This window comes from Cupriavidus sp. 22TCCZM01-5, assembly GCF_057798915.1.
In genome coordinates, this window is sequence record NZ_JBYOJR010000043.1 from 25,567 (window position 1) to 50,698 (window position 25,132).

Genomic DNA, 25,132 nt, shown 5'->3' on the forward strand with positions numbered 1-25,132 from the left:
TCCTGCTTCAGACCCGTTCAAGGATGGTCGCGATACCTTGTCCTCCGCCAATACACTGCGTAGCCAGCGCATAGCGCTGCCTCTCGCGTTGCAGCAAGGATGCGGCCTTGGCAGTAATGCGCGCGCCCGTCGCGCCCAACGGATGCCCGATGGCGATCCCGCCGCCATCCAGGTTGGTGCGGGACGGGACAAGGTCGAGGTCACGCATGCACGCAATTGCCTGGGAGGCGAACGCCTCGTTGATCTCCACCACCCCCAGCTTGCTGGCATCGAGCGACGCGCGTGCCAATGCCTTCTTCGTGGCCGGAATGGGGCCGACGCCCATGATTTCCGGATCGACTCCGGCAACCGCGAAAGACAGAATCCGGGCCGTTGCAGGCAGGTTGTGGCGCTCCGCGAACTTGTCGCTAGTGACAAGCACCGCGACCGCCCCGTCGGTCAAGGGCGAAGACGTGCCCGCGGTGACAACGCCTTCCGCGCGGAAGGCAGGCTTCAGGTTCGCCAGCGCTTCGAGGGATGTCCCGGGCCGAATGCAGCCATCCTCCGTGACGACGGACCCCTCAGGCGTCTGGATCTGGACAATCTCGTCGCGCAAGCGGCCTTCTGCGCGAGCAGCTGCTGCCTTCATATGCGAATGGACAGCAAAGGCTTCCTGTTCACGGCGGGTCACGTTCCAGCGCGCCGCTACGTTCTCCGCCGTTTCCCCCATCGAGACATAGGCCTGCGAGGCCGCTTTGAGCCGCGGATTGGGAGACGGGGTGAACCCGCCCTGGGGCACCATCGTCATGGACTCCACTCCCACGCAGAGGAACGCATCGCCCATGCCGGCTTCGATATTGGCCGCCGCCATGTGGATCGCCTGCATGGACGATCCGCAAAAGCGATTGACGGTGGTCCCGGCAACGGTATGAGGCAAACCGGCGAGCAGACCAACAATGCGCGCGAGATTGGTACCCTGCGGGCCTTCTGGATACGAGCACCCCAGAATGACGTCCTCGATGAGAGCCGGATCGAGGTCAGTTCGCGCCAGCAGACCACGTACCACTTGCGCGGCAAGTTCGTCCGGCCGGGTCGTGGCCAATGCGCCCTTCTTTGCAAAGTGGAACGGCGAACGAGCATATCCAGCGATGACAGCTTTCATTGAAGTCTCTCTCCGTGGCGAGATAGTATGATGGTCATCATAACAAAGAAACTGGCCGTGTGTGGAAGGCCTCCACAGACGTCACCGGCCGTCTTCCTGATATATTGATCGGCATGGAGAAGGCAACGGCACATCAATGAGATACGGTTCCGAACAACGGGAGAAGACGCACAACAGCCTGGTCGAGGCGGCTTCCGCTTTGGTGCGGCGCGACGGCCCGGACAAGATCTCCGTGTCCGAGCTGATGAAAAGCGTGGGGCTGACCCATGGCGGCTTCTACTATCACTTCTCGTCTCGCGAAGACATGATCGCGCGCGCCATCGAGCGCGCGTTTGCCAGCACGCAGGAGAGGCTGGAGCGGATTTGCCACGACCACCCCCCGGCCGACGCACTGCGGGAGTATGTCGAGCGCTATCTTTCGCCTGAACATCGGGATCATCGCAGCACGGGCTGCCCGATTGCGACGCTGACAGCCCATGCCGCCTTGCTCGGCGATGATTCGCGCTACGCCTTCGAGCACGGTACCGCCAGGCTGACTTCCCTGCTGGCCCGGATGCTCGAGCGGGTCGGACATGCCGATGCGGGCGTGCTCGCAATCTCTGTGATGTCTGAAATGTCCGGCGGGCTCGCGATCTCGCGTGTGATCGTCGATCGCGACCGATCTGACGAGGTGCTGCGGATTTGCAGAATGAACGTGCTGGCACGGACGCTTCCGGTCTAGCACATCGGGAAGCAGGATCGATGCGGCGGCGCCGGCCGACGCCGCAATGCCCCTGTCGAGTCCATTGCCTTACCGATTCGCCTGCGCGGCGGCGCTGATGATCGCTTCGGCCACTTGCGCCGGCTTTGACAGTTGCGGCACATGCGAAGACGGTACGCTCACCACATGGGCGGAGATGCTGCGGGCCATCGCGCGCTGCAGGCCGGGGTCGATCATGTGGTCGTTTTGCGTCAGCACATACCACGTCGGCCGGGTGCGCCAGGCGGCCTCCTTCGGTCTCTCCTCGAAGCTGCTGGCACGGATGGGCGCTTGCGTCACGGTCATCAGGCTGGTCTGCGCAGCCGGCAAGTCCTGGGCGAAGTGCTTGGCCATCCCTTCCGCACTCAGCTTCAGGAAGCCACCGCTGTCCGCCACCAGGAACCTCGACCCCGGCGGTGTCGGGTAACCCTTTGTCAGGTCGACGACAGACTGTCCTTCGGACGGAGCGAACGCGGCCACGTAGACCAGTGACCTGACGCGCTCGTGCATGCCCGCTTCCGAGATGACCACGCCGCCCCACGAGTGTCCGACGAGTACAACCGGTCCCTCTTGCGCATCGAGCACGCGGCGCGTCGCCGCCACATCGTCAGCCAGCGAGGTAAGCGGATTCTGTACGGCTACGACGTTGAGCCCGCTGGACTGCAACAGCGGAATGACTTTGCCCCAACCCGAACCGTCGGCAAAGGCGCCGTGTACCAGCACGACGGTCGTTTTCGCCGTGCCGGGCGGCAGCGCCGGAGCCGAGTGGGAGCCGAAGGCGGCCAAGGCGAGAATGGCCCCGATGGCGATTCCCAGCGAACGTCTGGTCAGTGATTTCATCGGGCGCCCTTCTGCTCTGGCACAACGTTGATTTCCACGTTGATGTTGCCATGTGTGGCTTTCGAGTATGGGCAGGTCTGGTGAGCGGCATCGACCAGCACTCTCGCCGTGCCCGCATCGATGCCGGGCATGCTGACATTCAGGCGCGCCTGCAGGAGGAACGCATCGCCCGCCGTGCCCAGATCCACTTCTGCGTCGACCGCCAGGTCAGGCGGCAGCGTCACGCCTTTCGCGCGGGCAGCGTGGCCGATCGCGCCGATGAAACATGCCGACCAGCCGGCAGCAAACAGCTGCTCCGGATTCGTGCCACTGCCCGCCCCACCAGGAGGCGACAGCTTGACGTCGAGGCGTCCGTCCGTGCTGCGGGCAGCGCCTTCGCGTCCGCCCGTGGTGTGGGTCTTGCCGGTGTACAGCACTTTGTCGATCCGGGTCATGATGATCCCCTTGATTAGGTCATGCGCTAAGGATGCCGCGGCCTGCCGCGAGCGATAGCCGCGTCAAGGCGTAGGCCGCCGCGCGCCTTCAGTCCCATGGGAATGGGCCGTTGCGCAGCGGCATGTGCTAATGATTGGCGCTTTCCGTCGTATCGCAAATGACAGACATCGCGCGATTCAGGACACAAACGGCTAGTGCCTGCGTGACGATCGAATTCGGGGCCGATAGACTTGAGAGGGCATGGTATATTCGCATACGAACAAACTCCCACGTCCTAGCGGATCCTGTATGGAACATCGCCTTGTCTATCTGTTGAATGTGGGCCAGCGGCGCCTGCAGCGGTGGTCACAAGCGCGCGTGGCGGGAGGCGGCGTGACTGCAGCCCAGTCAGGGCTCCTGTTCTTCCTGGGAGGCAACGACGGCGCGCTGATGAGCGAGGCCGCCGCCGCATTGGATCTGGGGGCGCCGGGGATGAGCGGGCTTGCCGACCGGACCGAAAAGGCCGGGCTGATCGAACGCCGGCCGGATGCGTCGGATCGCCGCGCGTCGCGCCTTTGGTTGACCGAAGCCGGCCGCGCCGCGCGCCAGCGCTCGAAAGTCAGCATGAAGGCATTGAACGCCAAGCTGACCAAAGGCTTCACCGAGGCCGAGATCGACATCGTCGCACGATGGCTGACGAGCCTGCAGACCAAATTCCCGGCCACCGGCGACGGCGAAGCATAGCCCGGTACAGCGGGGCACTGCCTAGTGCCCGGCGACTCGCGTGAAGTCCGGCTTGCGCTTCTCGGCAAAGGCCGAGAACGCTTCCCTTGCTTCCGCACTGGCGAGCCGCTCCTCGAAACGTGCGCTTTCGCTCGCCATTTGCGCGACCAGTTTCTCAGCGTCGCGCATCAGTCTCTTCATGGCATTCAGCGAGCCAGACGGCTTCCCGGCAATCCTGAGAGCCATCCGCCCCGCTTCTGCCCGCAACTGGTCAGTGGCGCAAACTTTGTTGGCGATGCCCCATGCGACGGCATTCGTCGCATCGAGCGGCTCGCCCAGCGCAAACATCTCGAAAGCCCGGGCGTGTCCAATGCGCAAGGGCAGCAGGTAGCTCGAAGCCGCTTCGGGAACGAGGGCGAGGTTGACGAAGGGCGTGATGAGCTGCGCATCCTCTGCGAGCACGACGTAGTCGCAATGGAGCAACATGGTGGTGCCAACCCCGACCGCCTTGCCATTGACTGCGGCAACAAGCGGCTTCGACGCATTGGCAAGCGCGTGCAGGAAGCGATGCACGTGCCGTTCGCCGGACCCCTTTCCCGCCGCGATCGCCGCAAACTCCGCCACATCATTGCCGGCCGTGAAGCTGTCGCCATCGCCCTGCAACAGCACCACGCGAATGTCTCGGTTCTGCTGCGCCGCGTCGATCGTGTCGGCCAGGACGCCGTACATCTCGTTCGTCAGTGCATTCTTCTTCTCAGGCCGGGCAAGCGTAATGGTCAGAACGCCGTTGCTCAGGTCAGTATGGATTTCCGGGGTCATGCTCGATCTCCAGGTGGGATGGTGGTGGATACCGCAGGCATCCGTTAAGTTCGCATACGAAGTATATCTATTTCGCACGCGAAGTAAACCGGTCAGGGAGCTACCCTGCCAGCCACCAACGATCATCCGCCTCCCGGTCCGCCTCATAGGAATGGCGAGATCTTCTCCAGTGCACGTGTCACAAACGCGTCCTTCTCGCCGACCGGTGCGACGTAGTGAATCGCACCGCACGCAGCATCCACGCCTTTCAGCCGTGCGATGAACCAGGCCGCCAGATACGGCGACGACAGGCAACCGCCCGCCGTCGCCACGTTCCCATGGGCTACAAATGGCTGATCCAGCACGGCGACTCCAGCCTCCTGCACCCAAGGCTTCGTGGTCAGATCCGTGCAGGCGGGCAGGTCGCCCAGCAAGCCCAGCCGGGCGAGAATCAATGTCCCCGAACATCGCGCACCGAGCAACTGGCGTGCCGGGTCCAGCTTCAGCCGCGCCATCAGCGCCGCATCGGCGACAACATCTCGCGTCTGAACCCCGCTGCCGACCAGCACCGCGTCCGCCTCGCAAGCCTCCTCGAGCGAGGCCTGCGACGCCAGCATCAGGCCGTTCATCGAACGTACGGTGCCAGTCGGACTGGCGATAGACACGCGCCAGCCCGGCTCCCTGACGCGGTTGAGGATGCTGAAGGCGATGAGTGAGTCGAGTTCGTTGAACCCGTCGAAGGTCAGGATGGCGATATGCAAGGCGAGCCTCAACTGTGTGTGCTTGTACGAGCCTATTCTGGAGCGGATAATCAATACGCTCAAATAATTGTCATGGATACACTCCAGCATGCGCCAGGCTCGCTACAAGCAACTGGTCGACCGCCTCGCGGACGACATCCGCGCCGGGCGGCTGCGCCCCGGCACGCGGCTGCCAACGCACCGCGAGCTTGCTGCGCGCGAAGGGCTCGCGCTGGTCACAGCCACACGCGTTTACGGCGAACTCCAGAAGATGGGGCTGGTAAGCGGGGAAACCGGACGCGGCACGTTCGTGAAAGAGGCGCTGCCCCGTGGCCAGGGCATCGACCTGCTGGCCTGGAGCGCCGACACGGTCGACCTGAGCTTCAACTATCCCGCCCTGCCGGACCAGGCGGAACTCCTTCGGACGGCGCTGCGCCAGCTCGCGTCAGCGGGCGACCTCGAGGCGCTGCTTCGCTACCAGCCTCATGGCGGGCGCGAGCACGAGCGTGAAGTGGTGGCGCGGCATCTGGCGACGCGCGGCGTGCCGGCATCGGCCGATACCGTCCTGTTGACGAGCGGCGCCCAGCATGGATTAACCATGGCAGCCATGGCCGCGCTCGAACCGGGCGACGTGGTAGCCGTGGATGCCCTGACCTACCCGGGATTCAAGCTCGCCGCCGAGGCCAATCGCCTGGAACTCGCACCGCTTCCAGCCGGCGCCCAGGGCCCCGATCTTAATGCATTGCTGCACTTGTGCAGCCAGCGACGGGTGCGCGCCGTGTACGCCATGCCGACGCTGCACAATCCGCTCGGCTGGGTGATGAGCGCAAGCCGGCGGCGGCAGTTCGTCAGCATTGCGCGTCAGCATGGCCTGCTGATCATCGAGGACGCCGCCTATGCTTTCCTGGCCGATGACGCGCCACCGCCGCTGGCGTCGCTCGCGCCGGAGACAACGATCTATGTATCCAGCCTGTCGAAGAGCGTGGCCACCGGGCTGCGCGTCGGTTTTGTTTGCGCCCCGCGCGAACTCGTGCCCAAGCTCGAGAGAACCATCCGTGCGACCACCTGGAACACACCGGCGGTCATGACAGCCATGGCCTGCGGCTGGATCGAGGACGGCACGGTGGCAAGGCTGGAAGCCGCCAAGCGGCAGGATGCCGCGGCGCGCCAGCGCCTTGCCGCTGAAGTGCTTGGCGGACACAAGCGAATCAGCCATCCGGCTTCGTACTTCGTCTGGCTTCCCCTCGCAGAGGAGGTCCGCGCGGATGCGATCGCCATGGCGCTGATGCGGGAGCGGATCGCGGTCTCCACGGCGCATCCGTTCTCGACGTCCGGCACGGTACCGCATGCGATACGCCTGGCTCTGGGCTCCGTCAGCATGGACGCGCTCAGACAGTCACTTCGGACGGTGGCCCGTGTGCTTGCCGATCACACATATTGACCGCGCGCCTGCAGGCCTACCCTGCTCCAAGGATCCGTGCGAGGCCGCGGAACCACCCGCCGCACTACGTTCGTTCCCTTTCGGCGATGTCAGGGCGCGGCGCCATCGCGCCGGACCTCATTGGGCGTCCGTCCAGTCCAGCGTTTGAATGCATGCCGGAATCCCACGGCATCGCTGAATCCAAGCGCCAGGCCAATGTCCTCCGTGCTGAGCGATGTCGTGGTCAGGTAATCCATGGCGAGCGCCTTTCTGATGCTCGTCAGCAGCTCGCTGTAAGACGTCTGCTCGGCCTCGAGCTTGCGTCGAAGCGTGCGGGAGGTCATGCCCAGGCTCTCCGCGATCTGCTCGATCTCCGGGAATCTTCCCGGGGTGCGGGTCAATTCCTGGAATACCCTGCGCGTGATTCCTGCCTGCCAGCGCAACGCCTCCAGCAAGCGCGCACAGTGCGCCGACATTTGCGCAGCAGTCATGGGATTGGCAAACTGGGGCGCCCGTGTCAGCCATGCCGCCGGGTAGCTCAGCGTGTTCTTTGGCTGGCCGAAGGCAAGCGGGCACTCCAGTACCTCGGCGAGCGCGGCCGCGTGGGGCGGCTCCCCCTGCGTGAACATCGCACGGGCCGGCGCGCACCAGTTACCCATCACGTCCTTGATGAGGGTCGCGTGCACGGCAAACTGCATGTCGATCAGGAAGTGGTACAAGGGTTCGTCCACGTCCGATTGCGGGAACTCGTCGAGGTCGGGAAATACCCACGAGGCCATGCCGTCCCCTTCCGCCCAGCGAATATCGAGCATCCCGTTCGCAAGCTGGTGATACCTGACCGCCACGTCAAACGCGCGTGCCATGTCCTCCGAGCACAACAGCGCATAGCCGTACATGCCATAGCTCGACACGTGGAGCCGGCTTCCGACCCGGATGCCCAGATCCGGCGCTCCCCCCAACCGCAGCGCATTGCGTGCGGCAGTCAGGAACTGATGTGGCGATGTCAGCGTAAATGGCGCAGCCAGGGCGGCGCGATCGAGATTTGTCCCCGCCAGGACTGCCTCCGCGTTCAGCCCCGCTTCGGCGGTCACTGCAACCAGCGCGGCCAGCTTGGCAGGAGAAAAGCGCCGTTCACGCGAGTCGATGGCGGCATAAGCGTCCGCCAACCGGTTGCGTTGACGCCTGGCCTCTCCCGTGTCCCCGCGATCGCCCTCGCCCTCGCCCTTCTGCATGCTGCTGCCCAATGTCCGAAATGATCCCGATTTTGCACTCTGACACTTCCTGATCGACCTAGGGTTCACCCTAGTCTCTGGCAGGAGGCGACTCTTATCTGGTGGCTGCGGCCTGCGGATATGGGCGGTCACTGCCGATCCGGGGCGTCTCGTGCCTCGCCGGTCTCATGGGATCGCCTGTCCGTTTTGATCACCATTTCGGCCACGCCGATCATTGGCAAGCAACTGCCCTTGATTCATAGTCGTGCGCACTCGCTCCCCAGCGCCAGCCGCCCGAGAATCACCGCAGACAGCAGTCCCAGGCACCGTCAGGAGACACCTGCGCAACGGGCCACCCCGGATTGCGTGACGCGGCATGCATGGCATTGCCGCGATCGCTCGGGATCTTCTCCCCTTTGTCATCGGAAGCTCCAAATGCGCAACAGACACTGGACCCAGTCCTACGGTTCGATCCCCACCGACATCAACGCCGATCGCTATCCCTCCGTTAACGCGTTGCTGGAAACGGCCATGCGCGAGTTCGCGAACCGGCCAGCCTTCCATGCATTTGGACAAGTGCTGACCTATGCGGAGGTCGATCGCCAGGCCTGCGCGCTGGCGGCTTACCTGCAGAAGACGGCAGGGGTAAGGAAAGGCGACCGCGTCGCCGTGATGCTGCCCAACCTGCCGGCATTCCCGATCGCATTCATCGCCGTCACGAAGGCCGGCGGCGTCCAGGTCAATGTCAACCCGCAATACACTGCCCGCGAACTGGAACATCAGCTCAATGACGCCGGGGTGGAAACGATCCTCGTGTACGACGGCGCCACCCCCACGCTTGCAGAGGTAATCAGCAGGACGCGCATCAGGACGGTGATCACGGTCGGCCCTGGCGATGGTACCGGCGCGGCAATCCCGGGCCCTGCAGTCGATCCGTCATTGCAGGGTGCAACGACGCTGGCAGAAGCCATGGCGCGTGGCGCGGCACTCGGGTTCGAGCCGGTGAGCGTGAGCGGCAATGACCTGCTCGTCCTGCAATACACCGGCGGCACGACCGGTCTCTCCAAGGGGGCCGAGCTGACCCACCGCAACCTCATCGCGAACATCGAGCAATTCAAGGCCTTCATGCCCGACATGCTGCTGCCGGGCGAGGAGGTGATCGTGACCGCGATCCCGCTCTATCACATTTTCGCGCTGATGGTGAACTTCCTCACCGGCTTCTCCGTCGGCGCCGAAAACTGGCTGGTGGCAAATCCCCGGGACCTGGGCGCCCTGATCGATGTGCTGGGCGCGGCGCGGCCAACGATTTTCGTTGGCGTCAACACGCTGTATGCCGGGCTGGCTTCCCACCCACGCCTGCCGGAAGTGGACTGGTCGCGGCTGAAGCTGTCCGCAGGCGGCGGCGCGGCGGTGATCGAAGTCGTCTCGGAGCAATGGCGCGCGGTGACAGGCAGCTTTATCCGAGAGGGCTATGGCTTGTCGGAAACCTCTCCGGTCCTGTCGTTCAACCCGCAGAGCACGACCACCTTCACCGGTACCACCGGACTTCCGGTGCCATCGACCGATGTCAAGCTGCTCGACGATCAGGACCGCGAGGCAGGCATTGGCGAGGCCGGCGAGATCTGCGTCAAGGGCCCGCAAGTCATGCGCGGATACTGGAACCAGCCAGAGGCCAATGCAAGGGCGTTCACCGCGGACGGCTACTTCCGCACCGGCGACGTGGGCGTCTTCGACGCAGGTGGTTCGCTGAAGATCGTCGACCGCAAGAAGGACATGATCATCGTCTCCGGCTTCAACGTCTACCCGAATGAAGTGGAAGCGGTTGCCAGCAGCTTTCCCGGCGTGGCCGAGTGCGCCTGCGTCGGCGTGCCGGACGAGCGCACAGGCGAAGCGGTCAAGCTGTATGTCGCCAAAACGCCCGGCGTCGAGGTGAGCGAGGACGCCCTGCTTGCCCACTGCCGAGCCGGCATGGCCGCCTACAAGGTGCCCCGGATCATCCGCTTCGTCGACGCGCTGCCGAAGTCCAACGTCGGCAAGATCCTGCGGCGCGAGCTTCGCACCAGCGACGCGTCCGACGTCATCCAGTGATCCGCTCAGGTCGGCCCGGGGCGCAGATGATGGATGAGCGCGAGGCTGTGCCGGCCATGAAGCCAGAGTTCATCGGAAACAGCCAGGGCAATCAGCCAGGACGCCGTGACAATGACAAGGTCGCAGCGTCCGCTTTTCCACCAGTTGAGGGAATGGCGGCCCGCGATCCAGGGCACGCCCAGCGGGTTTGGCCAGTCGGCCAGCAGATGCATGATGCCGCCGCAGGCAAAGCCAAATGCCGGCGCCGCCAGGACATGCGTGCCGAGTGCATGCCAGGCCCACACCAGGAAGCCGACCCACGCGATGCCCCAGTGCGTCCAGGTCCGGTGGGTGATCCACAGGCGTCGCGACCTTGACCACCATGCGACTTCCAGCCAGTCCGGAGCGGTACTGCCCAGCAGCGCCGCCACGAAGCCTGCCGCGCTGGCCCAGCCCCACCCGCCGCCACCGCACTTCGCGATAACGGAGGCCGCGATGACGGCTGTCGCCCAGCCGGTGGCGTGGTGTGCTTTCCGTGAGGCCATGGTGGGACTGCGCTGGTTTGCCGGTGGTCAGTGAGGGGGCGCAATCTTGGCAGATACGCCGCCGAAACGCCAGCGCCGGCATTGCCCTCGCACCACCATCCAGCGACGCAATGGCATCCATTCCGGGAAATGGCCGAACTGCGCGCCGGGACGAACCACAGGCTGGCTCGTGGCCGGCAACGCGGCGGCTGTCGCCATTGGCGCGGGCTTGTTTCAATACTTACGGATTGTCACGAGTTCCGCGTCATCTTGGCTCGGGACAGTGCCGTTTTAGGGGATAAGCGCGGCGCCTTGCTGCGCTGTCAAACATCCCTCAGGAGTTCACGTCATGAAGAAGCTGTTTGCAGCCCTCGCCTCTGCAGCCCTCGTCGGTACTGTCTTCGCGCAGACTGGTGCGCCAGCTTCCGCGCCCCAGCCACAGGCAGCGGCGACCAAAGACCAGGCAAAGGTCGGCAAGGACAAGGCCGACGTCAAGGCCGACGTCAAGGCTGATGCCAGCAAGCCTGCCGCCAAGGGTACCCACCACAAAAAGTCGGCCAAGATGGGGGCCGCCACTCCTGAAGCTGGCAAGACAAAGGCCGGCGTAAAGCATGATGCCGACCATGCGAAGGCCACCACGGATGCCGCGAAGGCGGCCCCGCAGGCTGACACTGCGAAGGCCACGGCCAGCGCCAGTACCGACAAGACGAAGAAGCAGTAAGCCGCTACTGTCGCGCGGACAGGAGGTCCGTTGCCAAAGGCAAAGCCGTGGCAATGACGTTCGCGCGCAGGAGCTTTGCGGAGAGCGCCGGCTGGCGGCAAGCCCAGCCTGGCCTCTCCGTGTTTGTCATCGTTGTGGAGTCGCCATGAAAGTCATTCTCGCCCTGCTGATTGCCATCTCTACGCTGCTCGCCGGCTGTGTCGTGGTGCCGTATGGCGGCGGGTACTACGATGGCTACCATGATTCGCGCGGCTATTGGGGCCACGGGCGCGGTTATCGTTGATGGCCAACAGAGCCCGCGCGGTTAACAAGCGCTTTTCCCTGCCCCTCAGTGAGGCATTACGGTCAGTCCCGAAGCCCCGATGGAAGTCGACCTGCGCAGGCTCCTGAGCACGCCGTCCTGGTCGAACTCGAACAGGACCGTCGACGACCGGATATCGCCACCGGCGAACAGCGGGCCAATGAACGGAATAAAGCTCTCCGCATGAGGCTTTGAGGTGGCATACGAATAAACCAGGATCGTCGCCCCGTTGCTTAACGCTGCCCGCGATGTCGGCTTTCCAAGCTGCCCGGTCACGTCCTCGATGGTGGAAAACCCCGGCAGGAAGTTTTCCATCTGCTCAGGCATGACGTCGACGCCCGTCGAGACACAGGCTGCCATCAAGCTGCACACGACAACCATTGCGTGAACCCGGTTCATCTCGTCACCGTCCTGCTTCGGCAAAGCGCCCAGCCCCCATACTTCAAGGATAGGACTTTGCGGCGCGGGCGGCATGGGAGAACGGCTGGTGCGCCGATCCTGGCTTGTCCCGGCGGCATTCCCCGGGATGCGTGGCGCGAGCCGGGACGATACCGCTATCCTGACGGCTGCCGATGTTCTCCTCTCACACGCTGATGTCCACAACGCCATCCCCCACTCTGCTCGGCGCAATCCTTCGCACTGTCGTGCGCGGCTACCAGGTGCCGGACATGGCCGTTCCAACGGGTCCCCACCAGGCCAGCCCGGCGGCGCGGCTCGCGATGACCATCGAGCAGGCGCGCCAGGCCGTGGCCCACGGCAAGGTGCCGGATGTGTCGCTGAAGCGCCGGTTTGTCGATGGGCTGGCAGGCATGGTGGGCGAAGCCATGCATCCGGATTCGGGAGATCCGGCCTTCCAGGCCATGGTCCTTCGGCAGCGGATGGCGCCCGTGCGCGAGTTCGCCACACTGTCCGCGCGTGCCGAGGGGGATCGGCGCGTAGTACTTTCCGCCGTGAACGCGGTCGCCCATCCGGGCCGGCAGCAACGCATGGCACCGGGCTGGCAGCGCGAAGCGCTGGCGGACCTGCATGCCTCGGCGGCATCGTCATCCTGGTCGGCGCTGCGCGCCATTGCGCAGCGTCTTCTCGATTCACCGGATAGCGGGAATGGCTCGCCCGTTGCAATCGGCCTGGCGCGGCTGCTGGACAACGCGGCCCTGCAACGCCTGCAGCGCATGGAAACCCTGGAGGCGGACGAAGCCGTGCGCCGGTACCGGTCGCTGTGGGATCGCGCAGGTCCCCGCCCCGGGAGCGCGACGGCCGTGGCCCGGGGCGTGTCCGCGCAGCAGCGCGGCGCTGGCGCCGAGGCGTTGGCTGAGCAAGCGCTACAGGCCCTGGTGCAGCGACTGAATGAGGCGGACGGTGACGACGGGCCATACCGCGTCGTGACCTCGCTGCGCGTCCCGGCTTCGATCCCCGCCAGCCACGAGCGCGCCAAGACAGAATGGGACGTGGTCCTGCTGCGCCGCGCAAGCCCGGTCGAGGCGATGCCGGCCTGGGATGTCTGCCTGCTTGTGGAAGTCAAAGCGTCCGTGGATGCGGCGACCACGGACTTCCCGCGGCTGCTGCGCGGCATCCGCCTGCTCGCCCACGCAAAGCAGGATGCGGCTTACATGTTCGAGTCCCGGCAAGGGACGGTGTGCCTGCGCGGAGCCGCCCTGAGCGCGCTCCGCACCAGTGAGCCGGACTTGCAGCGCACGGTGCTCTATTGCTGCGATGCCCGCGCCGAAGCGGCGCCGCGCCTGCTCAGCGCAGCCAGCCGCATGCAACTGCTGTCGGCGGACCAGAGCCTGGCATTCGCCAGCCACCTCGCGGCAAACCAGCATGCGGATGTCGCTATGCTTGAGCCGGTCTGGCATCTGTTGCTGGCATCGGATCGCTGGAAAGCTGTGCTCAACCAGTATTCAACGCTGCGCCAGGTTCGCGGACTGATGGTGAATACCGAAGACTTGCTTGCCGCGATCAGGCAGGCCGTTGCGAAAGGCTGATGCCAGCGCCCGGGCATAGACGCCCCGTCGGCGCTGGCTGGCGAACCACTACCTGCGCAATCTCCGCAACATGGCCATCAGCGGATGGCTGCGCTAACCGCTGCGTCGGCGCGACGCTGCCGCCTTGGGGGCGCTACGTCAAGCGTCGCCGGCACAAGGGGCTCTGCTGCGGCGGGCGGTAACTGGCCGGCACGCTTGTCGATCGGAACCCCAGCTGTGAAGGTCGTGAAAAAGGATGTCATGGTGCCCGCGTTTCACGCCTGACTCACACTTTTGATATCCCCCTTCGTGGGGTTGCCTGACCGGCCTCTATCGGCAGTCGGGGGGAGTCGGGCCGCAAACCACCACTTTTCCCGGTGAAAACCCGGTCCTGCCGATGCTGATGGTCAGCACTCTGGACCATGCATGGCTCGTCCATAGAGCCGATTTCCGACGCTTTGCCCGGGTACTAGATTGAACGCATCGCTGGCATCGAAGAAGTGTCATCGAATTTCGATCATTCGCACAGTCCGGGGAGAGAGTTCATGAAAAGCGTTCACATGAAGCTGGCGGCCTTGCCGCTTGCATGCCTGGCCATCATCGTTGCCGGTTGTGGCGGAGGGGGCGGCGACTCGGCTCCGGCCGCTACCGCCGCCACCACACCAAGTTCGGGAACCACCGCGCCGGCGACAACGCCGACTGCAAGCAGCAGCGCCTTGCTGACGGGTACCGGCGATCCGGGGCCCGACATCGGCAAGGACGGGGACTTCTACCTGAACACGACGACCGGGATGCTCTTCGGCCCCAAGGCAAACGGCGCGTGGCCGCCGGGGGTTGCCGTGGCCGGCACGCCGGGCACAAAGGGCGATACGGGGGCAACTGGCAACACGGGTACGGCCGGCAATACCATCTTGTCCGGCTCGGTGGACCCGACCAGTAGCGTTGGCAACAACGGCGACTACTACATCAATACTACGACCGGGACGCTGTTCGGACCGAAGGCCGATGGTACGTGGCCACCGGGTGTGCCGCTGGGTGGCGGTTCGCCGGGTAGCGGTGGCGGCACCGTCCTGACTGGCGTGGGGGCGCCCGGCAACAATATCGGCGCCGATGGCGACTACTATCTCGATACCAGTACCTGGACGCTCTATGGGCCCAAGGCCAATGGCCAGTGGCCTGCAGGGGTCGCACTGGCCGGCCAGCCTGGCAGCGGCAGCGGCAGTGGCGGCAGCGGCAGCAGTGGCGGTGGCACTACTGTCGGCGGCGCCCACGTCATCTACGGCAGCGGTGCGCCCAGCGACAATATCGGTGTCGACGGGGACTTCTACTTCGATACTTCGACCGGCACCCTGTATGGACCAAAGGCCGGCGGCCACTGGCCGACCACGGGCGCCACCGTACCGACCGTCTACAACGGCAACTTCAACGTGCCGGACACGCTCACCCGTGGCAAGTACGTCATGACCGGGGCTGGCGGGGCGGTTCCGTTGCCGTCGGACTTCGGCGTCGTGATTCCCTATGACTGCGCCACTATCACGCTGACCGCACACACACTCGGCAAGGCTACCGGAACCCTCAATATGGCCGTGTACAAGGTCACGGGCTCGGGTTCGTCGGCGACCATGGCGGCGGTGGGTAACCTGAGCTGCAAGATCAGCAACGGACAGCAGAGCTGCAGCCAGCAGATGCCGGCCGGGACCGTCAGCCACAACGACAAGCTGCAGGTACAGCTGGACACCAACCAGGCCACCAGCTGGGGCGGGCTCTACGTCAATCTGGCCTGCGTGAAATAGGCCGGATTCCAACAAGGGGAGCGGAAGGGCCAGAGCGGCGGCAGGATGCGTATCCTGCCGCCGCTCTGGCGTTCAGAAGTTCGCTTCGATGGCAGCCCTTGCACCCTCGGGCACCTGGTTCGGAATGACCTGGTGCGCAAGAATCTCGTAGCTTCGGGCCGTCGCGACCTCCTTCGGATCGACCAGCCGCTTGGGACCGCCCAGCCACGCAAAATGATCCACGCCATCGTCGCTTCGGAACCAGGCGAAATCGCCGATGCGGTCGAGGCCGCGCTTGACGATCTTCAGCAGTGCCAGCGCCTCTTCCGAAACGCCAAGATAGCGTCGCGTGTCATGGACAATCGTGCCCAGGTTGCGCAGCTTGTCCAGATTCGAGCGGACGCCCTCTTCCGCCGCCTGGTTCTGCACCAGTTCGACCACCAGAATTCCCTTGTGAGCAGTGATGCGCGCGTGCATGGAACCTCCAGACTGTGCGGGTGACTTCACACAGGAGGAGAAGCAAGTTTTCGGCCAGTGCAGGGCGTTTGTGCGCGATTAGGGCCTTCGCCGTGAGTGATGATGGGGTTGTCGTGCTTGGCAGGCGCCGCTGTTTCGCCGGCGTAGCCGGCGAGTCACCTGCGCCAGCGCCCGCGACGCGCTGATGCAGTACCAGTGGCCTGGCAATATCCGGGAACTCGAGAACATGATCGAGCGCGGTGTGCTGCTGGCGCCCGCAGCGGGGCTGATCGACACTTCCCACCTGTTCGCCAGCCAGCAGGTGCAGGCCGCCGAAGCGCCCGAGGACGCCGATGCCCTGCTGCAAAAGCTGCTGGACCAGCAGGTGTCGCTGCCGCAGATCGAGGGGCGGCTGATGCAGCTCGCCATCGACACGACGCGCGGCAACCTGTCGTCGGCGGCGCGCATGCTGGGGATTACCCCGCCGCAGCTCGCGTATCGGCTAAAAAAATGACGGTGCGGGCCTATTGATAGTCGAAGGTGAAGGTCGCGGCGCTGACCACCGTTCCCGCGGTGACCGGCAAGCCGTTGTTCAGGCCGATGTACCGGACCGCATAACTGTACGAGGCCGGAACGTTTGCCTGAATGCTACCCAGGTCATTGCGCGTCTGCAGCGGCACCGGCTGGTAGCTGCCGCCGGTCACGACCTGGAAGCCAACGCCAGTGGCAGCCCCCGGTGCACCAGCGTTCGACGGGCCAAGCACACCCGAGCTGGCGGCTTGCACAGGCGTGCCGGGAGCACCGTCGAATGTGACACCGACGTTGGCCGGCGTGTCGCACGTGACGCCGATCGTGAACGGCGTAGTGCCTGCCGATGTTCCCGCCGGCCTCAGGTCCGCCGCGCGCACGGGCTGCAGCGTGACGGTCGCCGGATAGTTCACGTTGCACGTGATCGGCCGCGGGACCGCGCTTCCGCTGAAGCCGATGTAGTTGACGCCGCCACCCCCCAGCGCACCGGCGGTGGACCCCTGATAGACGCCAAAGCCGAAGCGCGTCTGCATGGGGTCCAGCGTGCCGCCGGAGGTCGGGCCAGTCTTGACGAACTCGATGGACACCGAGACCGAGTAGGTCATATCGGCGTTCAAGTTGCCCAGCCCCTGCCCCGTCGTGTTGCACCAGACGCTCGATGCATGGGCAATGGCTTGCCCCGCCGCGTTGCGCAAGCGAATGCCAACGCCGGGCACACCGGTCGAGTACACCCCGTCCGGCCCTTCGGTGCCGGAACCGTAGTAGCACGCGATAATCTGCGCGCCGGGCACCACGTTGGGCGGCACGTTGTCACAGATTCCGCTGAAGGTGTAGTTGCGCACGGTGCCCGGTATCGTGCTGCCCACTGGCAAAGTGGTGACCACTGCCATATTGTTCGCTGCCTGCAGGTATGGCATTGCCGGCGTCGACGTGCAGGCCGCGTTCGCCACCTGCGATGCCAGCAGCATGATGGCCGCCAGCACGCCGTAAAGCGCCGTCTTCGTTCCGGCGGAGGCGTTGAGCTGATTCATGATCGTGCTCCTTGCTCGTTCTCAGGGATGCTGTTTCTTGAATCCACCGCCGGAACACCGCCATGGCACATGCCCTCGGCGCGCGGCAGGGAACGTCCGGTGGCGCTATCGGGCGGCAGGACGTAGTCGAACGAGCAGGTCTCGTCCTCCTGCGCTCCCCACTTTGCCGTCAGCACGCCGGCCTCCCGCCGGATTCCCCGTGCGATGAAGCGCCCATCCTGGCCAACCGTTCCAATCAGGTTCCCATCGGCTTCGAATACCTCGGCACCGAACGGCAGCGGCTTGCCGTCGGCCATGCGCACGCGCAGGATCGCCACCTGGCCGCTGTTGCCGGTCTCGAACCGTACGCGAACCACCGCGCCGGATGTCGGCGCGACCTGTTGCATGGTCGAGCGCAGCTCCACGTTGAGCGGCAGGTCCTTCGGGTCGATCTCGATCTGGTTGCGCGAGAACGGCATCAGGTTCGGTACCACGGCATGTCCCCATGGGTCGAGCCGCAGGCCGTTGGCATTGGCGACGCGCGCGCCGGCCGCGTCCGCGGCCTCCACAATGGCGACGGTGTCGCCCAGCACAGGCATGAATGTCACGCCGCCCGCATACGCCACGATGCCGCCGGAGATGCCGGCGCCGAACTGGCTGTAATGGCTCCCGGTGCTGGCATTGGCGCTCAGCGTCGCCACCGGCGAGATATAGCCGGCATTCGCCGCCACGCTGCTGGAACCGCCGCCGCCGCCGCTGCTGTGGCCGGCATTCAGTCCATAGGTGAAGCTGTTATCGGTGCCCAGCGCCCCGGTCAGCGACTCCTGGATGCTCGTGACACCGTGGGAGTCCTTCTGCACGCTGGTCGTCGAATACGGCGCGAGCGGCGACTTGCCCAGCGGAATGGCGAGCGTGAGCATGACCCGGTTCTCCCACCGGCCGCTGCCGAGGTTGATCTGCCGCGCTGCCGAGACCCCATAACTCAGCCGCCCGTAGCTGTTGTTGTAGCCGGCCTGGAACTGGGTGTCCCGGCCGCGGCGGTTCCAGTAGTCCTGTGTGGAGCCGGACAGGTACAGGCTGCCATAGCCGGTCGGCAAGCTCTGGCTGACGGTCAGCTGAAGGCGGCCGCGCCGGATGCCGCCAGGCAGGGAATCGGTCGTTGCCGCTTCCACCGCGCGCATCGCCACGGCGTCGGCAAAGTTCAGGAAGCCGCTGGTGGAGTAGCGGTAGGCCGCCAGCGTCAGGTTCGTACGGGTCGGAGCCAGTTGCTTGCTGTATGACACGCGCAGGCTCTGGCCGCTGCGGTCGGGCTGGCTGGACAGGCGCGTGCTGGCATGCGTGATATCGGCACCGAACGCGCCGTAGGACGTGTTCAGCGCCATGCCGAGCACCAGCGAGAAATAGTCCTGCGCGGCCAGCAGGCCGCCATAGCCGGTGACCAGGTTGGAGATGCCGTGCTGGACCGTCGCCTGCATGAAGGCCGGCGTGCCGTGCGCGCTGCTGTTCCGGTACTGGCCCGATGTCACGCTGTAGCGCCAGACCCCGGGGCGCAAGGCGTTCACCACGGGTGCGTAGGGCACCAGCGAGGCCCGCACGCTGCCATCGGCTTCGGTCACCAGCACCTCCAGGTCGCCGCCGTAGCCGGTCGCATAGAGATCGTCGATCTCGAACGGACCCGGCGATACCGTGGTTTCGTAGATGATGTTGCCGTTCTGCCGCACCTGCACCCGCGCATTGCTGTTGGCGATGCCGCGGACGGTCGGCGCATATCCGCGCTGGGATTCGGGCAGCATGCGGTCGTCCGTGGCAAGCTGCACGCCGCGAAAGCCGAAGCTGTCGAACATGGCGCCATCGGTAAACGCATCGCCGATCACAAGCTGGCTGCGCAGCGTCGTGATCGAACGCTGCAGGCTGGTCTGTACCGACTGGTAGCGGTTGCCGCTGACCGCATCGTGCGACAGGCTGCCATAGTGCCGGAAGCGCCAGGCCCCGACATTGACGCCGGCATTCAGGCCGAGGTAGCCCTGCGTCGACGACACCCCGGCACTGTCGGCGTGATAGACGCTGGCGTTGTACTGCAGGCGCGCGGCATTGACGCCGTCGTCCCAGTAGCGCGGATCGACATAGCCGCGCGCGCTGCGGTTCAGGAATGACTGCGGCACGCTCAGCTCCAGCCGCTGCTCGCCGTTGTCGAATTCGGCCGTGGCGCCCGGGATCAGTTCCCCCAGCGTGAGGCATTCCGACTTTGCCGCCCCGGCCAGGCGATCCTCGGATTCGGGCGCAAGCCGTGTGATGTCCACACCGGCACGCTCGAGCAGCGGGCGGTCGAAGCAGGCTTGCACATTGCGTGGGTCCGTGCCGACCTGCCGCATATTGATCTCCGCCATGCCGAGCCAGACGCCGTTGACCTGAAGGTCGGCATGATAGGCACCCGGCAGCGCTACGTTGCCCTGGTTGAATCGCGAGACATCGAGGCTCGACCCGCCGGGCTGCCGCAGGAACTCGTCATTGAATTCGACCTGCGCCGATCGCGCTGTCGCGGCCCGGCTTGCCTCAGCGGCAAACAGCGTCAACGCCACCACGCAGAGCGGGCACAGGCGCGAAGGGAGCACTCGGTGTCTTCTTCTGACTTGCATGACTACGGATCGGAGGGTCGAGCGAATGCCGCCCTGCCATGCAGCCGGGATCGCTCTGACCGTGTACTGTCAAGGGGGAAACGTCCCGGGGGAGCCGCCTAATCGATGCCGGCGAGCGCGGCGTCCCCGTCGGTCGAGCCGCCCCAGTCGTTCAGGGTGTGATAGCGAACCTTGCTGTCGGCGCTGGCGGGCACGTTGCCTTGCAGCGTGAAGCGCAGCGATTCTCCCGGGGCGACCATGCCGCCCAGGTCGCTGACCGCACGCTTGCCGCCGCCCGTCAGTTCGACACTCACGACAGAGACGTGGAACGGTGTGGGGTTGTGCGCAACCAGCACGGACTGCCCTTCGCCGCGGGACAGGCGCCACGCGAGTTTCGCAGGGGCTTCGCCCGCCTCGCCCTTCAGGCCGGCGGGGCGATAGAAGAACTTGATGCGCGAACGGAATGCCAGCTGGAGCTTGTTCGGCCCGGCCTCTTCCGCGCTCGGCTTGGGCGGAATCTCCAGCACGTTGAGCCAGAAGACCGACTCGCGATCCTCGGGTAGCGGCTCTCCGGTGTAGACGATGCGCAGGCTCTGGCCCTTGCCGGCATCGATACGCGCAATCGGCGGCGTCAGCATGAACGGCACGCTGATGCCGGTCGGCGCTGCGGTTGAGTCGCCGTTGTCCAGCCATGACTGCACCAGGGCCGGCATCGGGCCTTCGTTGGTCAGCTTGACCGTGACTTCACGGTCGCGCGCGTTGTAGATAACCCGGGTGCCCGCGATCACCACCGACGCCTGCGCCACGGTGGCATCCGCCAGGCCCAGTGAGAGCAGGACGGCAAGCAGGATGGCGGCGAGCGGCCGACTTCTGAACAGAATGTAACTTGGCATTGAAACTTCATCGCGACCGGAGTCCGGCGCCGCACATGGCGGCGCCCGTTCCGGCCTCGCGGCTTTACTGGTAGGACAGGATGTAGGTCACGCTCGACGACACGGAGCCAGCCGCGGCCGCGCCCCCAGTTGCCACGCACTGGGCCGCATAAGGCAGCAGCGCGGTGCCGTCCGGCTTGATCGGCTGGGCCAGCGAGTTCTGGGCGGCACCGTCGGAAGCGCCGATCGAGATCAGGCTGCCATTGGACGGGTTGAGCAGCCCGATCTGCACATTGGCCGCCCCACCGCTGCCTACGCCGTCGGTGTTGACGAGGCGGCCCGTAGCGGGATCCACGTTGGCGCCGGCTTCGAAGAACGCATGGACGTTTCCGCTGGCCGGATTGCAGTTGCTCAGCGCGATCGAGAAACCCGTGATGCCAGCGGTGCTGCCGGCAGCGGCCAGGTTGGTCTTGGACACATTGGGCAGCGTCACGGTGAAGCTGCCTGCATTGCCGGTCGTGATGGTACAGGTGGTATCGGTGATCTGGCCCTTGAAGGTGATCGTGCCATCCGACGCATGCGCGAACGGCGAACCGATAGCAGCACCGGCGATGACCAGTGCGGTGAAGAGCTTGGTATTCATTATGGATCTGTCTTTGGGTTGGAAAACCATGGAACCGTGGCCGGGCCGTCTGGCCCGGTCCAACATGCTTCTGGATTCGTGGTCCGCACGCTGACAGGGCTGCGCAGGCCACAGAACGATGAGAATCGTATTCGCGGCCGTCTGCTGCCTGAATAGGGGATCCCTTATTCCGCAGCCAGTTTCTACGCGCCCGGGGACTCCGGGCGGTCGGAACCTTTCCGGCCGCCGCTACTGCCCGCAGGAAGCAGGCCGTGTTCGAGGGCGTACTGGTACAGCTCGTAACCACTCGTCAGCCCGAGCTTCTTCATCGCTATGCTTTTCTGCGTGCTGATGGTCTTGCTGCTGCGGTTCGCCTGCCGCGCGATCTCCACCAGCGAAACGCCCGCGGCGCATTGGCGCAGCACCTCCAGTTCGCGTTGCGAGAGCTTCTGCTCGGGTCCGGACGTGTCCGTTCCCCCTGCTTCCGCGGTGAACTGCTGCGACGGCGGCAGATAGCTCCGGCCGCTGAATGCGGCGCGGATCGCGGGCCCCAGGTGATGCAGTGGATCCGCCTTGTTCAGGATGACGGAGACGCCGGCCTTGCGGATGCTTTGGATCAGCGCAGGGTTGTCGAGCATCGTGATCACCACGATGCGGGTAGCCGGATAGCGCCGCCGCAGGATCTGCAGCATCGGCAGGCCGTCGCCGATCTCACCGCCTGGCATGGAGTAATCGGTGACGATGACATCACAGGCCGTGGTTTCCAGCAGACGGACCAGTTCCGTTGAATTCCTGGCCGTACCGACCATCTGCATTCCGAGTTCCTGCGCCAGTTCCTGACGCATGCCGCTGAGCACGATCGGGTGGTCGTCGGCAATCAATACCTTGATCATTGCCAGGTCTCCTTTGCAGATGGGTATTGCGACAGCTCTGCGCGGCCCGCAACGGCACCGGCTCTCGCTGGAACCGTGTGCAGTACGCATGGTAGGTTTCCTGCCGTTTGCGCGGCACTGGGCAAGGGCTGAATGCCCTAGCGGAAAATTCAGAGCCTGGTGGAGGCCGGGGCTGGTTTTGGTCCCAGCCTTTTTGGTGATGTCGGGGAGTTCGCGCGTGGCGGGCGTGGCTGTTTCGCCGGCTTAGCCGGCGAGTCACTTTGTGTCAGAGCGACTGAGGGGGAGTGGAGGGATGAGGCTGGATGAAGCGGGATAAAGGCCGTTCAGCGTCAGCGGAGTTGATCATCTGCTACGCTACCAGGACGCCGCGCGCAGCGCAGCCGAAGAGATAATGCGATGAAGGGACCGCGTCTAATCCGGGCTCGTCACACCCCCAAAAACCGCCCCACCGCCTCCCCAAACGCCTGCGGCAATTCCCAGTTCGAAAGATGGGCCGCATCCACCGACAGATACTCCGCCCCCGGCACGGCCCGTGCAACTTCCAGGCCCTGCGCCGGGGTCGTGGCGGCATCCTGCTCCCCCGCAATCACCAACACCTTAGCCTCGATCTGCGGCAGCAAGCCGCGCAGATCCGCATCCCGCACAGCCGCGCAGTTGGCCGCATAGCCGGCCGGATCGCATCGGAGCAGCATGTCGCGCACCGGCTCGAAGGCCTGCGCGCGCGACGCGCGATAGGACTGCGTGAACCAGCGTTCCAGCACCCCGGGCACGATCGCCGCCATGCCGTCACGGCGCACGGTCGCGATGCGGTTGTCCCAGACCGATGCGGGGCCGATCAGCGCGGCGGTATTGGCCAGTACAAAACGCCCGAATCGGTCGGCATGATGGCACGCCAGCCACATGCCCGTCATGCCGCCCATCGACAACCCGCAAAACTGCGCACGTCCGACGCCGGCATGATCCATGACGGCGAGCACATCGGCACCCAGTTCGGCCATGCCAAACGGCTCTGCCGGCACAGACGAGCGGCCATGGCCACGCGTGTCATAGCGCAGCACCTGGAAATGCCCGAGCAGCGCCGGCATCTGGGGGTCCCACATCTGCAGCGTGGTGCCCAGTGAATTGGACATGACCAGCACCGGCGCGCCCGCGGCGCCTTCGATCGTGTAGTGGATGGACACCCCGGCACTGGTGGCCGTGCCGGTGCGGGCTTGAAGAGCGGATTGGGTCATGTCATGCAGCCCGCCAGAGCGGGCACGGTTTGAAATCAGTCGGCGCGGATGCCGCGCTGGCGGATCAGCGCACCCCACTTCTCGGTTTCCTTCGCCAGGTGGTCACGCAGGACGGCTGGCGAGCTGCCGATCGGCTCGGCGCCGATCAGCGCCAGGCGCTTCTGCACGGCGGGCTTGCGCAGGGCTTCGAGCATGGCGCGGTTCAGCGTATCGATCACCGGCTGCGGCGTCTTTGCCGGCACGAAGGCAGCGAACCACGGCGACAGTTCGTAGCCGGGCAGTCCCGCCTCGGCGACGGTCGGCACGTTAGGCAACGCGCTGGAGCGCTTGGCGGTGGTGACGGCAATCGCCGTCAGCTTGCCCGAATCGATCTGCGGCTTGGCCGAGGTGATGCTGTCGAACATATAGTCCACCTGCCCGCCCAGCAGGTCGGTCATGGCCGGACCACTGCCCTTGTACGGGATGTGCAACATGTCCACGCCAGCCATCGACGTGAACAGTTCCGCCGCCAGGTGAATCGACGTCCCGTTACCCGCGGAGGCATAGGTGTACTTGCCCGGCGATGCCTTTGCGTGCGCGATCACCTCCTTGACCGTGGTTTCCTGCCGGCGCGCCTTGTTGGCGACCAGCACATTGGGCACGACGGCCAGCAGCGAGACCGGCGCGAAGTCCTTGACCGGGTCGTACGACAGCTTGCCGTACAGCGCCTGGTTCACGGCCATGCCATTGGCCACGATGATCAGCGTATAGCCGTCGGCCGGCGACCGCGCGACCAGCTCGGCGCCGATATTGCCGCCGGCGCCCGGCCGGTTCTCGACCACGATCGACTGGCCGAGCGTGCGCGACATGTCTTCGCCCAGCGTGCGTGCGATGTTGTCCATCGCGCCGCCCGAAGGGAACGGCACGATCCAGCGGATCGGGTGGTCGGGATAGGCCGCGTGCGCGGCCGGTGCGGCGAACGAAAGGCTTGCCGCCAGGGCAAGCGCGCCTGCACGGCCGGTGCAGGCCAGCCGCTGGAACAACGTCTTCATGGTCTCCTCTCTGCGTGCCCGCGCGATGCGGGTTGTTTTTGTCTCGTGTGTTTTTGTCTCGTGCGTGTTTCAGCGGATCGACGAAGGGTGCTTGGCCAGCGGCGTCACGTGGATCTTCATGTACGGGAACAGCGGCAGGCCGGATAGCAACGTGTGCAGCTCGTCGTGCGAGGCCACGTCGAAGATGCTGTAGTTAGCGTACTCGCCCACCACGCGGTACAGTTGCTGCCACTTGCCTTCATGCTGCAGTTGCTGGGCATACGCCTTCTCGCGTGCCTTGATGTCATCGGCCTGCGCGGCGGGCATGTCGTTCGGCAGGTTCACATCCATCCGGACCAGGTAAAGCATGGCGTTCCTCTCATTGAATCAGGTTGTTCAGGCGCGATCGCGCCGATAGTGCGCGAGCTTGTCTTCATCGAGCGCAAGACCCAGCCCCGGGCCTTCAGGCAGGTGCAGGCTGAAGTCGCGATAGGTGGGCCGCTCGACCACGATGTCATC

The 25,132-nt window shown here is 65.2% G+C and carries 26 protein-coding genes and 1 pseudogene; 9 read left to right on the forward strand and 18 right to left on the reverse strand.

Going from position 1 to position 25,132, the window contains the following annotated elements; translation table 11 throughout:
* Nucleotides 1–7: 7 nt before the first annotated feature.
* Nucleotides 8–1,141 carry a thiolase family protein gene (locus AC3FNH_RS28670; RefSeq protein WP_488722483.1) on the reverse strand — a complete coding sequence of 378 codons (1,134 nt, stop codon included), beginning with the start codon at nucleotides 1,139–1,141 and terminating at the stop codon, nucleotides 8–10.
* Nucleotides 1,142–1,277: 136 nt separating this feature from the next.
* Between AC3FNH_RS28670 and AC3FNH_RS28675 the strand changes: the two genes are divergently transcribed.
* A complete protein-coding gene (locus AC3FNH_RS28675) occupies nucleotides 1,278–1,862 on the forward strand; it encodes a TetR/AcrR family transcriptional regulator (protein ID WP_488722484.1) in 585 nt (194 codons plus the stop codon).
* Nucleotides 1,863–1,931: 69 nt separating this feature from the next.
* Here AC3FNH_RS28675 and AC3FNH_RS28680 read toward each other — a convergent pair whose 3' ends face one another.
* Nucleotides 1,932–2,720: an alpha/beta fold hydrolase gene (locus tag AC3FNH_RS28680; protein ID WP_488722485.1), complete on the reverse strand. Its 789-nt coding sequence runs from the start codon at nucleotides 2,718–2,720 to the stop codon at nucleotides 1,932–1,934.
* A complete protein-coding gene (locus AC3FNH_RS28685; RefSeq protein WP_488722486.1) occupies nucleotides 2,717–3,154 on the reverse strand; it encodes an organic hydroperoxide resistance protein in 438 nt (145 codons plus the stop codon). The genes AC3FNH_RS28680 and AC3FNH_RS28685 overlap by 4 nt, the downstream gene beginning before the upstream one ends.
* A gap of 289 nt (nucleotides 3,155–3,443) precedes the next feature.
* On the opposite strand from AC3FNH_RS28685, the gene AC3FNH_RS28690 reads away from it, so the two are divergent.
* On the forward strand, nucleotides 3,444–3,878 hold the full coding sequence (locus AC3FNH_RS28690; RefSeq protein WP_488722487.1) for a MarR family winged helix-turn-helix transcriptional regulator: 435 nt from the start codon (nucleotides 3,444–3,446) through the stop codon (nucleotides 3,876–3,878).
* A 21-nt stretch (nucleotides 3,879–3,899) separates the two neighbouring features.
* Here AC3FNH_RS28690 and AC3FNH_RS28695 read toward each other — a convergent pair whose 3' ends face one another.
* Nucleotides 3,900–4,676 (reverse strand): enoyl-CoA hydratase, encoded by a 777-nt coding sequence (locus AC3FNH_RS28695; protein WP_488722488.1) that lies wholly within the window; start codon nucleotides 4,674–4,676, stop codon nucleotides 3,900–3,902.
* Nucleotides 4,677–4,819: 143 nt separating this feature from the next.
* On the reverse strand, nucleotides 4,820–5,416 hold the full coding sequence (locus AC3FNH_RS28700) for a DJ-1/PfpI family protein (protein WP_488722503.1): 597 nt from the start codon (nucleotides 5,414–5,416) through the stop codon (nucleotides 4,820–4,822).
* A gap of 88 nt (nucleotides 5,417–5,504) precedes the next feature.
* Between AC3FNH_RS28700 and AC3FNH_RS28705 the strand changes: the two genes are divergently transcribed.
* Nucleotides 5,505–6,836 (forward strand): aminotransferase-like domain-containing protein, encoded by a 1,332-nt coding sequence (locus tag AC3FNH_RS28705; protein WP_488722489.1) that lies wholly within the window; start codon nucleotides 5,505–5,507, stop codon nucleotides 6,834–6,836.
* Nucleotides 6,837–6,925: 89 nt separating this feature from the next.
* On the opposite strand, the gene AC3FNH_RS28710 is transcribed toward AC3FNH_RS28705, so the two are convergent.
* A complete protein-coding gene (locus AC3FNH_RS28710; protein ID WP_488722490.1) occupies nucleotides 6,926–8,179 on the reverse strand; it encodes an AraC family transcriptional regulator in 1,254 nt (417 codons plus the stop codon).
* A 282-nt stretch (nucleotides 8,180–8,461) separates the two neighbouring features.
* Between AC3FNH_RS28710 and AC3FNH_RS28715 the strand changes: the two genes are divergently transcribed.
* Nucleotides 8,462–10,114 (forward strand): AMP-binding protein, encoded by a 1,653-nt coding sequence (locus AC3FNH_RS28715; RefSeq protein ID WP_488722504.1) that lies wholly within the window; start codon nucleotides 8,462–8,464, stop codon nucleotides 10,112–10,114.
* A gap of 5 nt (nucleotides 10,115–10,119) precedes the next feature.
* On the opposite strand, the gene AC3FNH_RS28720 is transcribed toward AC3FNH_RS28715, so the two are convergent.
* Entirely contained in the window at nucleotides 10,120–10,638 is a 519-nt protein-coding gene (locus AC3FNH_RS28720) for a metal-dependent hydrolase (RefSeq protein WP_488722491.1), read from the reverse strand.
* Between the two features lie 328 nt (nucleotides 10,639–10,966).
* Between AC3FNH_RS28720 and AC3FNH_RS28725 the strand changes: the two genes are divergently transcribed.
* Both AC3FNH_RS28725 and AC3FNH_RS28730 read left to right on the forward strand, forming a co-directional pair.
* Nucleotides 10,967–11,338 carry a hypothetical protein gene (locus AC3FNH_RS28725; RefSeq protein ID WP_488722492.1) on the forward strand — a complete coding sequence of 124 codons (372 nt, stop codon included), beginning with the start codon at nucleotides 10,967–10,969 and terminating at the stop codon, nucleotides 11,336–11,338.
* A gap of 145 nt (nucleotides 11,339–11,483) precedes the next feature.
* Nucleotides 11,484–11,621, forward strand: a complete 138-nt coding sequence (locus AC3FNH_RS28730; protein WP_276100466.1) for a hypothetical protein — start codon at nucleotides 11,484–11,486, stop codon at nucleotides 11,619–11,621.
* A 45-nt stretch (nucleotides 11,622–11,666) separates the two neighbouring features.
* Here AC3FNH_RS28730 and AC3FNH_RS28735 read toward each other — a convergent pair whose 3' ends face one another.
* On the reverse strand, nucleotides 11,667–12,038 hold the full coding sequence (locus AC3FNH_RS28735) for a hypothetical protein (RefSeq protein WP_488722505.1): 372 nt from the start codon (nucleotides 12,036–12,038) through the stop codon (nucleotides 11,667–11,669).
* A 194-nt stretch (nucleotides 12,039–12,232) separates the two neighbouring features.
* On the opposite strand from AC3FNH_RS28735, the gene AC3FNH_RS28740 reads away from it, so the two are divergent.
* Entirely contained in the window at nucleotides 12,233–13,624 is a 1,392-nt protein-coding gene (locus AC3FNH_RS28740; RefSeq protein ID WP_488722493.1) for a 3-deoxy-D-arabino-heptulosonate 7-phosphate synthase, read from the forward strand.
* A 524-nt stretch (nucleotides 13,625–14,148) separates the two neighbouring features.
* A complete protein-coding gene (locus tag AC3FNH_RS28745) occupies nucleotides 14,149–15,396 on the forward strand; it encodes a hypothetical protein (RefSeq protein WP_488722494.1) in 1,248 nt (415 codons plus the stop codon).
* A gap of 72 nt (nucleotides 15,397–15,468) precedes the next feature.
* On the opposite strand, the gene AC3FNH_RS28750 is transcribed toward AC3FNH_RS28745, so the two are convergent.
* Nucleotides 15,469–15,852: a hypothetical protein gene (locus AC3FNH_RS28750; RefSeq protein ID WP_488722495.1), complete on the reverse strand. Its 384-nt coding sequence runs from the start codon at nucleotides 15,850–15,852 to the stop codon at nucleotides 15,469–15,471.
* 130 nt (nucleotides 15,853–15,982) lie between these two features.
* Between AC3FNH_RS28750 and AC3FNH_RS28755 the strand changes: the two genes are divergently transcribed.
* Nucleotides 15,983–16,345: an AAA-type ATPase lid domain-containing protein gene (locus tag AC3FNH_RS28755; protein WP_488722506.1), complete on the forward strand. Its 363-nt coding sequence runs from the start codon at nucleotides 15,983–15,985 to the stop codon at nucleotides 16,343–16,345.
* 10 nt (nucleotides 16,346–16,355) lie between these two features.
* Here the strand turns inward: AC3FNH_RS28755 and AC3FNH_RS28760 are convergent, their stop codons facing one another.
* The 9 genes and pseudogenes from AC3FNH_RS28760 to AC3FNH_RS28800 form a co-directional block, all read right to left on the reverse strand.
* On the reverse strand, nucleotides 16,356–17,390 hold the full coding sequence (locus tag AC3FNH_RS28760) for a fimbrial protein (protein WP_488722496.1): 1,035 nt from the start codon (nucleotides 17,388–17,390) through the stop codon (nucleotides 16,356–16,358).
* A complete protein-coding gene (locus AC3FNH_RS28765) occupies nucleotides 17,387–19,981 on the reverse strand; it encodes a fimbria/pilus outer membrane usher protein (RefSeq protein ID WP_488722497.1) in 2,595 nt (864 codons plus the stop codon). The genes AC3FNH_RS28760 and AC3FNH_RS28765 overlap by 4 nt, the downstream gene beginning before the upstream one ends.
* 122 nt (nucleotides 19,982–20,103) lie before the next feature.
* On the reverse strand, nucleotides 20,104–20,877 hold the full coding sequence (locus AC3FNH_RS28770; RefSeq protein WP_488722498.1) for a fimbria/pilus periplasmic chaperone: 774 nt from the start codon (nucleotides 20,875–20,877) through the stop codon (nucleotides 20,104–20,106).
* Nucleotides 20,878–20,941: 64 nt separating this feature from the next.
* Complete coding sequence (locus AC3FNH_RS28775) at nucleotides 20,942–21,499, reverse strand: fimbrial protein (RefSeq protein WP_488722499.1); 558 nt, start codon at nucleotides 21,497–21,499, stop codon at nucleotides 20,942–20,944.
* A 182-nt stretch (nucleotides 21,500–21,681) separates the two neighbouring features.
* Nucleotides 21,682–22,371: a response regulator gene (locus AC3FNH_RS28780; protein WP_276100456.1), complete on the reverse strand. Its 690-nt coding sequence runs from the start codon at nucleotides 22,369–22,371 to the stop codon at nucleotides 21,682–21,684.
* Between the two features lie 425 nt (nucleotides 22,372–22,796).
* Nucleotides 22,797–23,603, reverse strand: coding sequence for a 3-oxoadipate enol-lactonase (gene pcaD, locus AC3FNH_RS28785; protein ID WP_488722500.1), 807 nt, complete (start codon nucleotides 23,601–23,603; stop codon nucleotides 22,797–22,799).
* 35 nt (nucleotides 23,604–23,638) lie between these two features.
* On the reverse strand, nucleotides 23,639–24,634 hold the full coding sequence (locus AC3FNH_RS28790) for a tripartite tricarboxylate transporter substrate binding protein (RefSeq protein ID WP_276100454.1): 996 nt from the start codon (nucleotides 24,632–24,634) through the stop codon (nucleotides 23,639–23,641).
* Nucleotides 24,635–24,703: 69 nt separating this feature from the next.
* Nucleotides 24,704–24,982, reverse strand: a complete 279-nt coding sequence (gene catC / locus AC3FNH_RS28795) for a muconolactone Delta-isomerase (protein ID WP_276100453.1) — start codon at nucleotides 24,980–24,982, stop codon at nucleotides 24,704–24,706.
* 27 nt (nucleotides 24,983–25,009) lie between these two features.
* Nucleotides 25,010–25,132: pseudogene (locus AC3FNH_RS28800) on the reverse strand (muconate cycloisomerase); the annotation flags it as partial.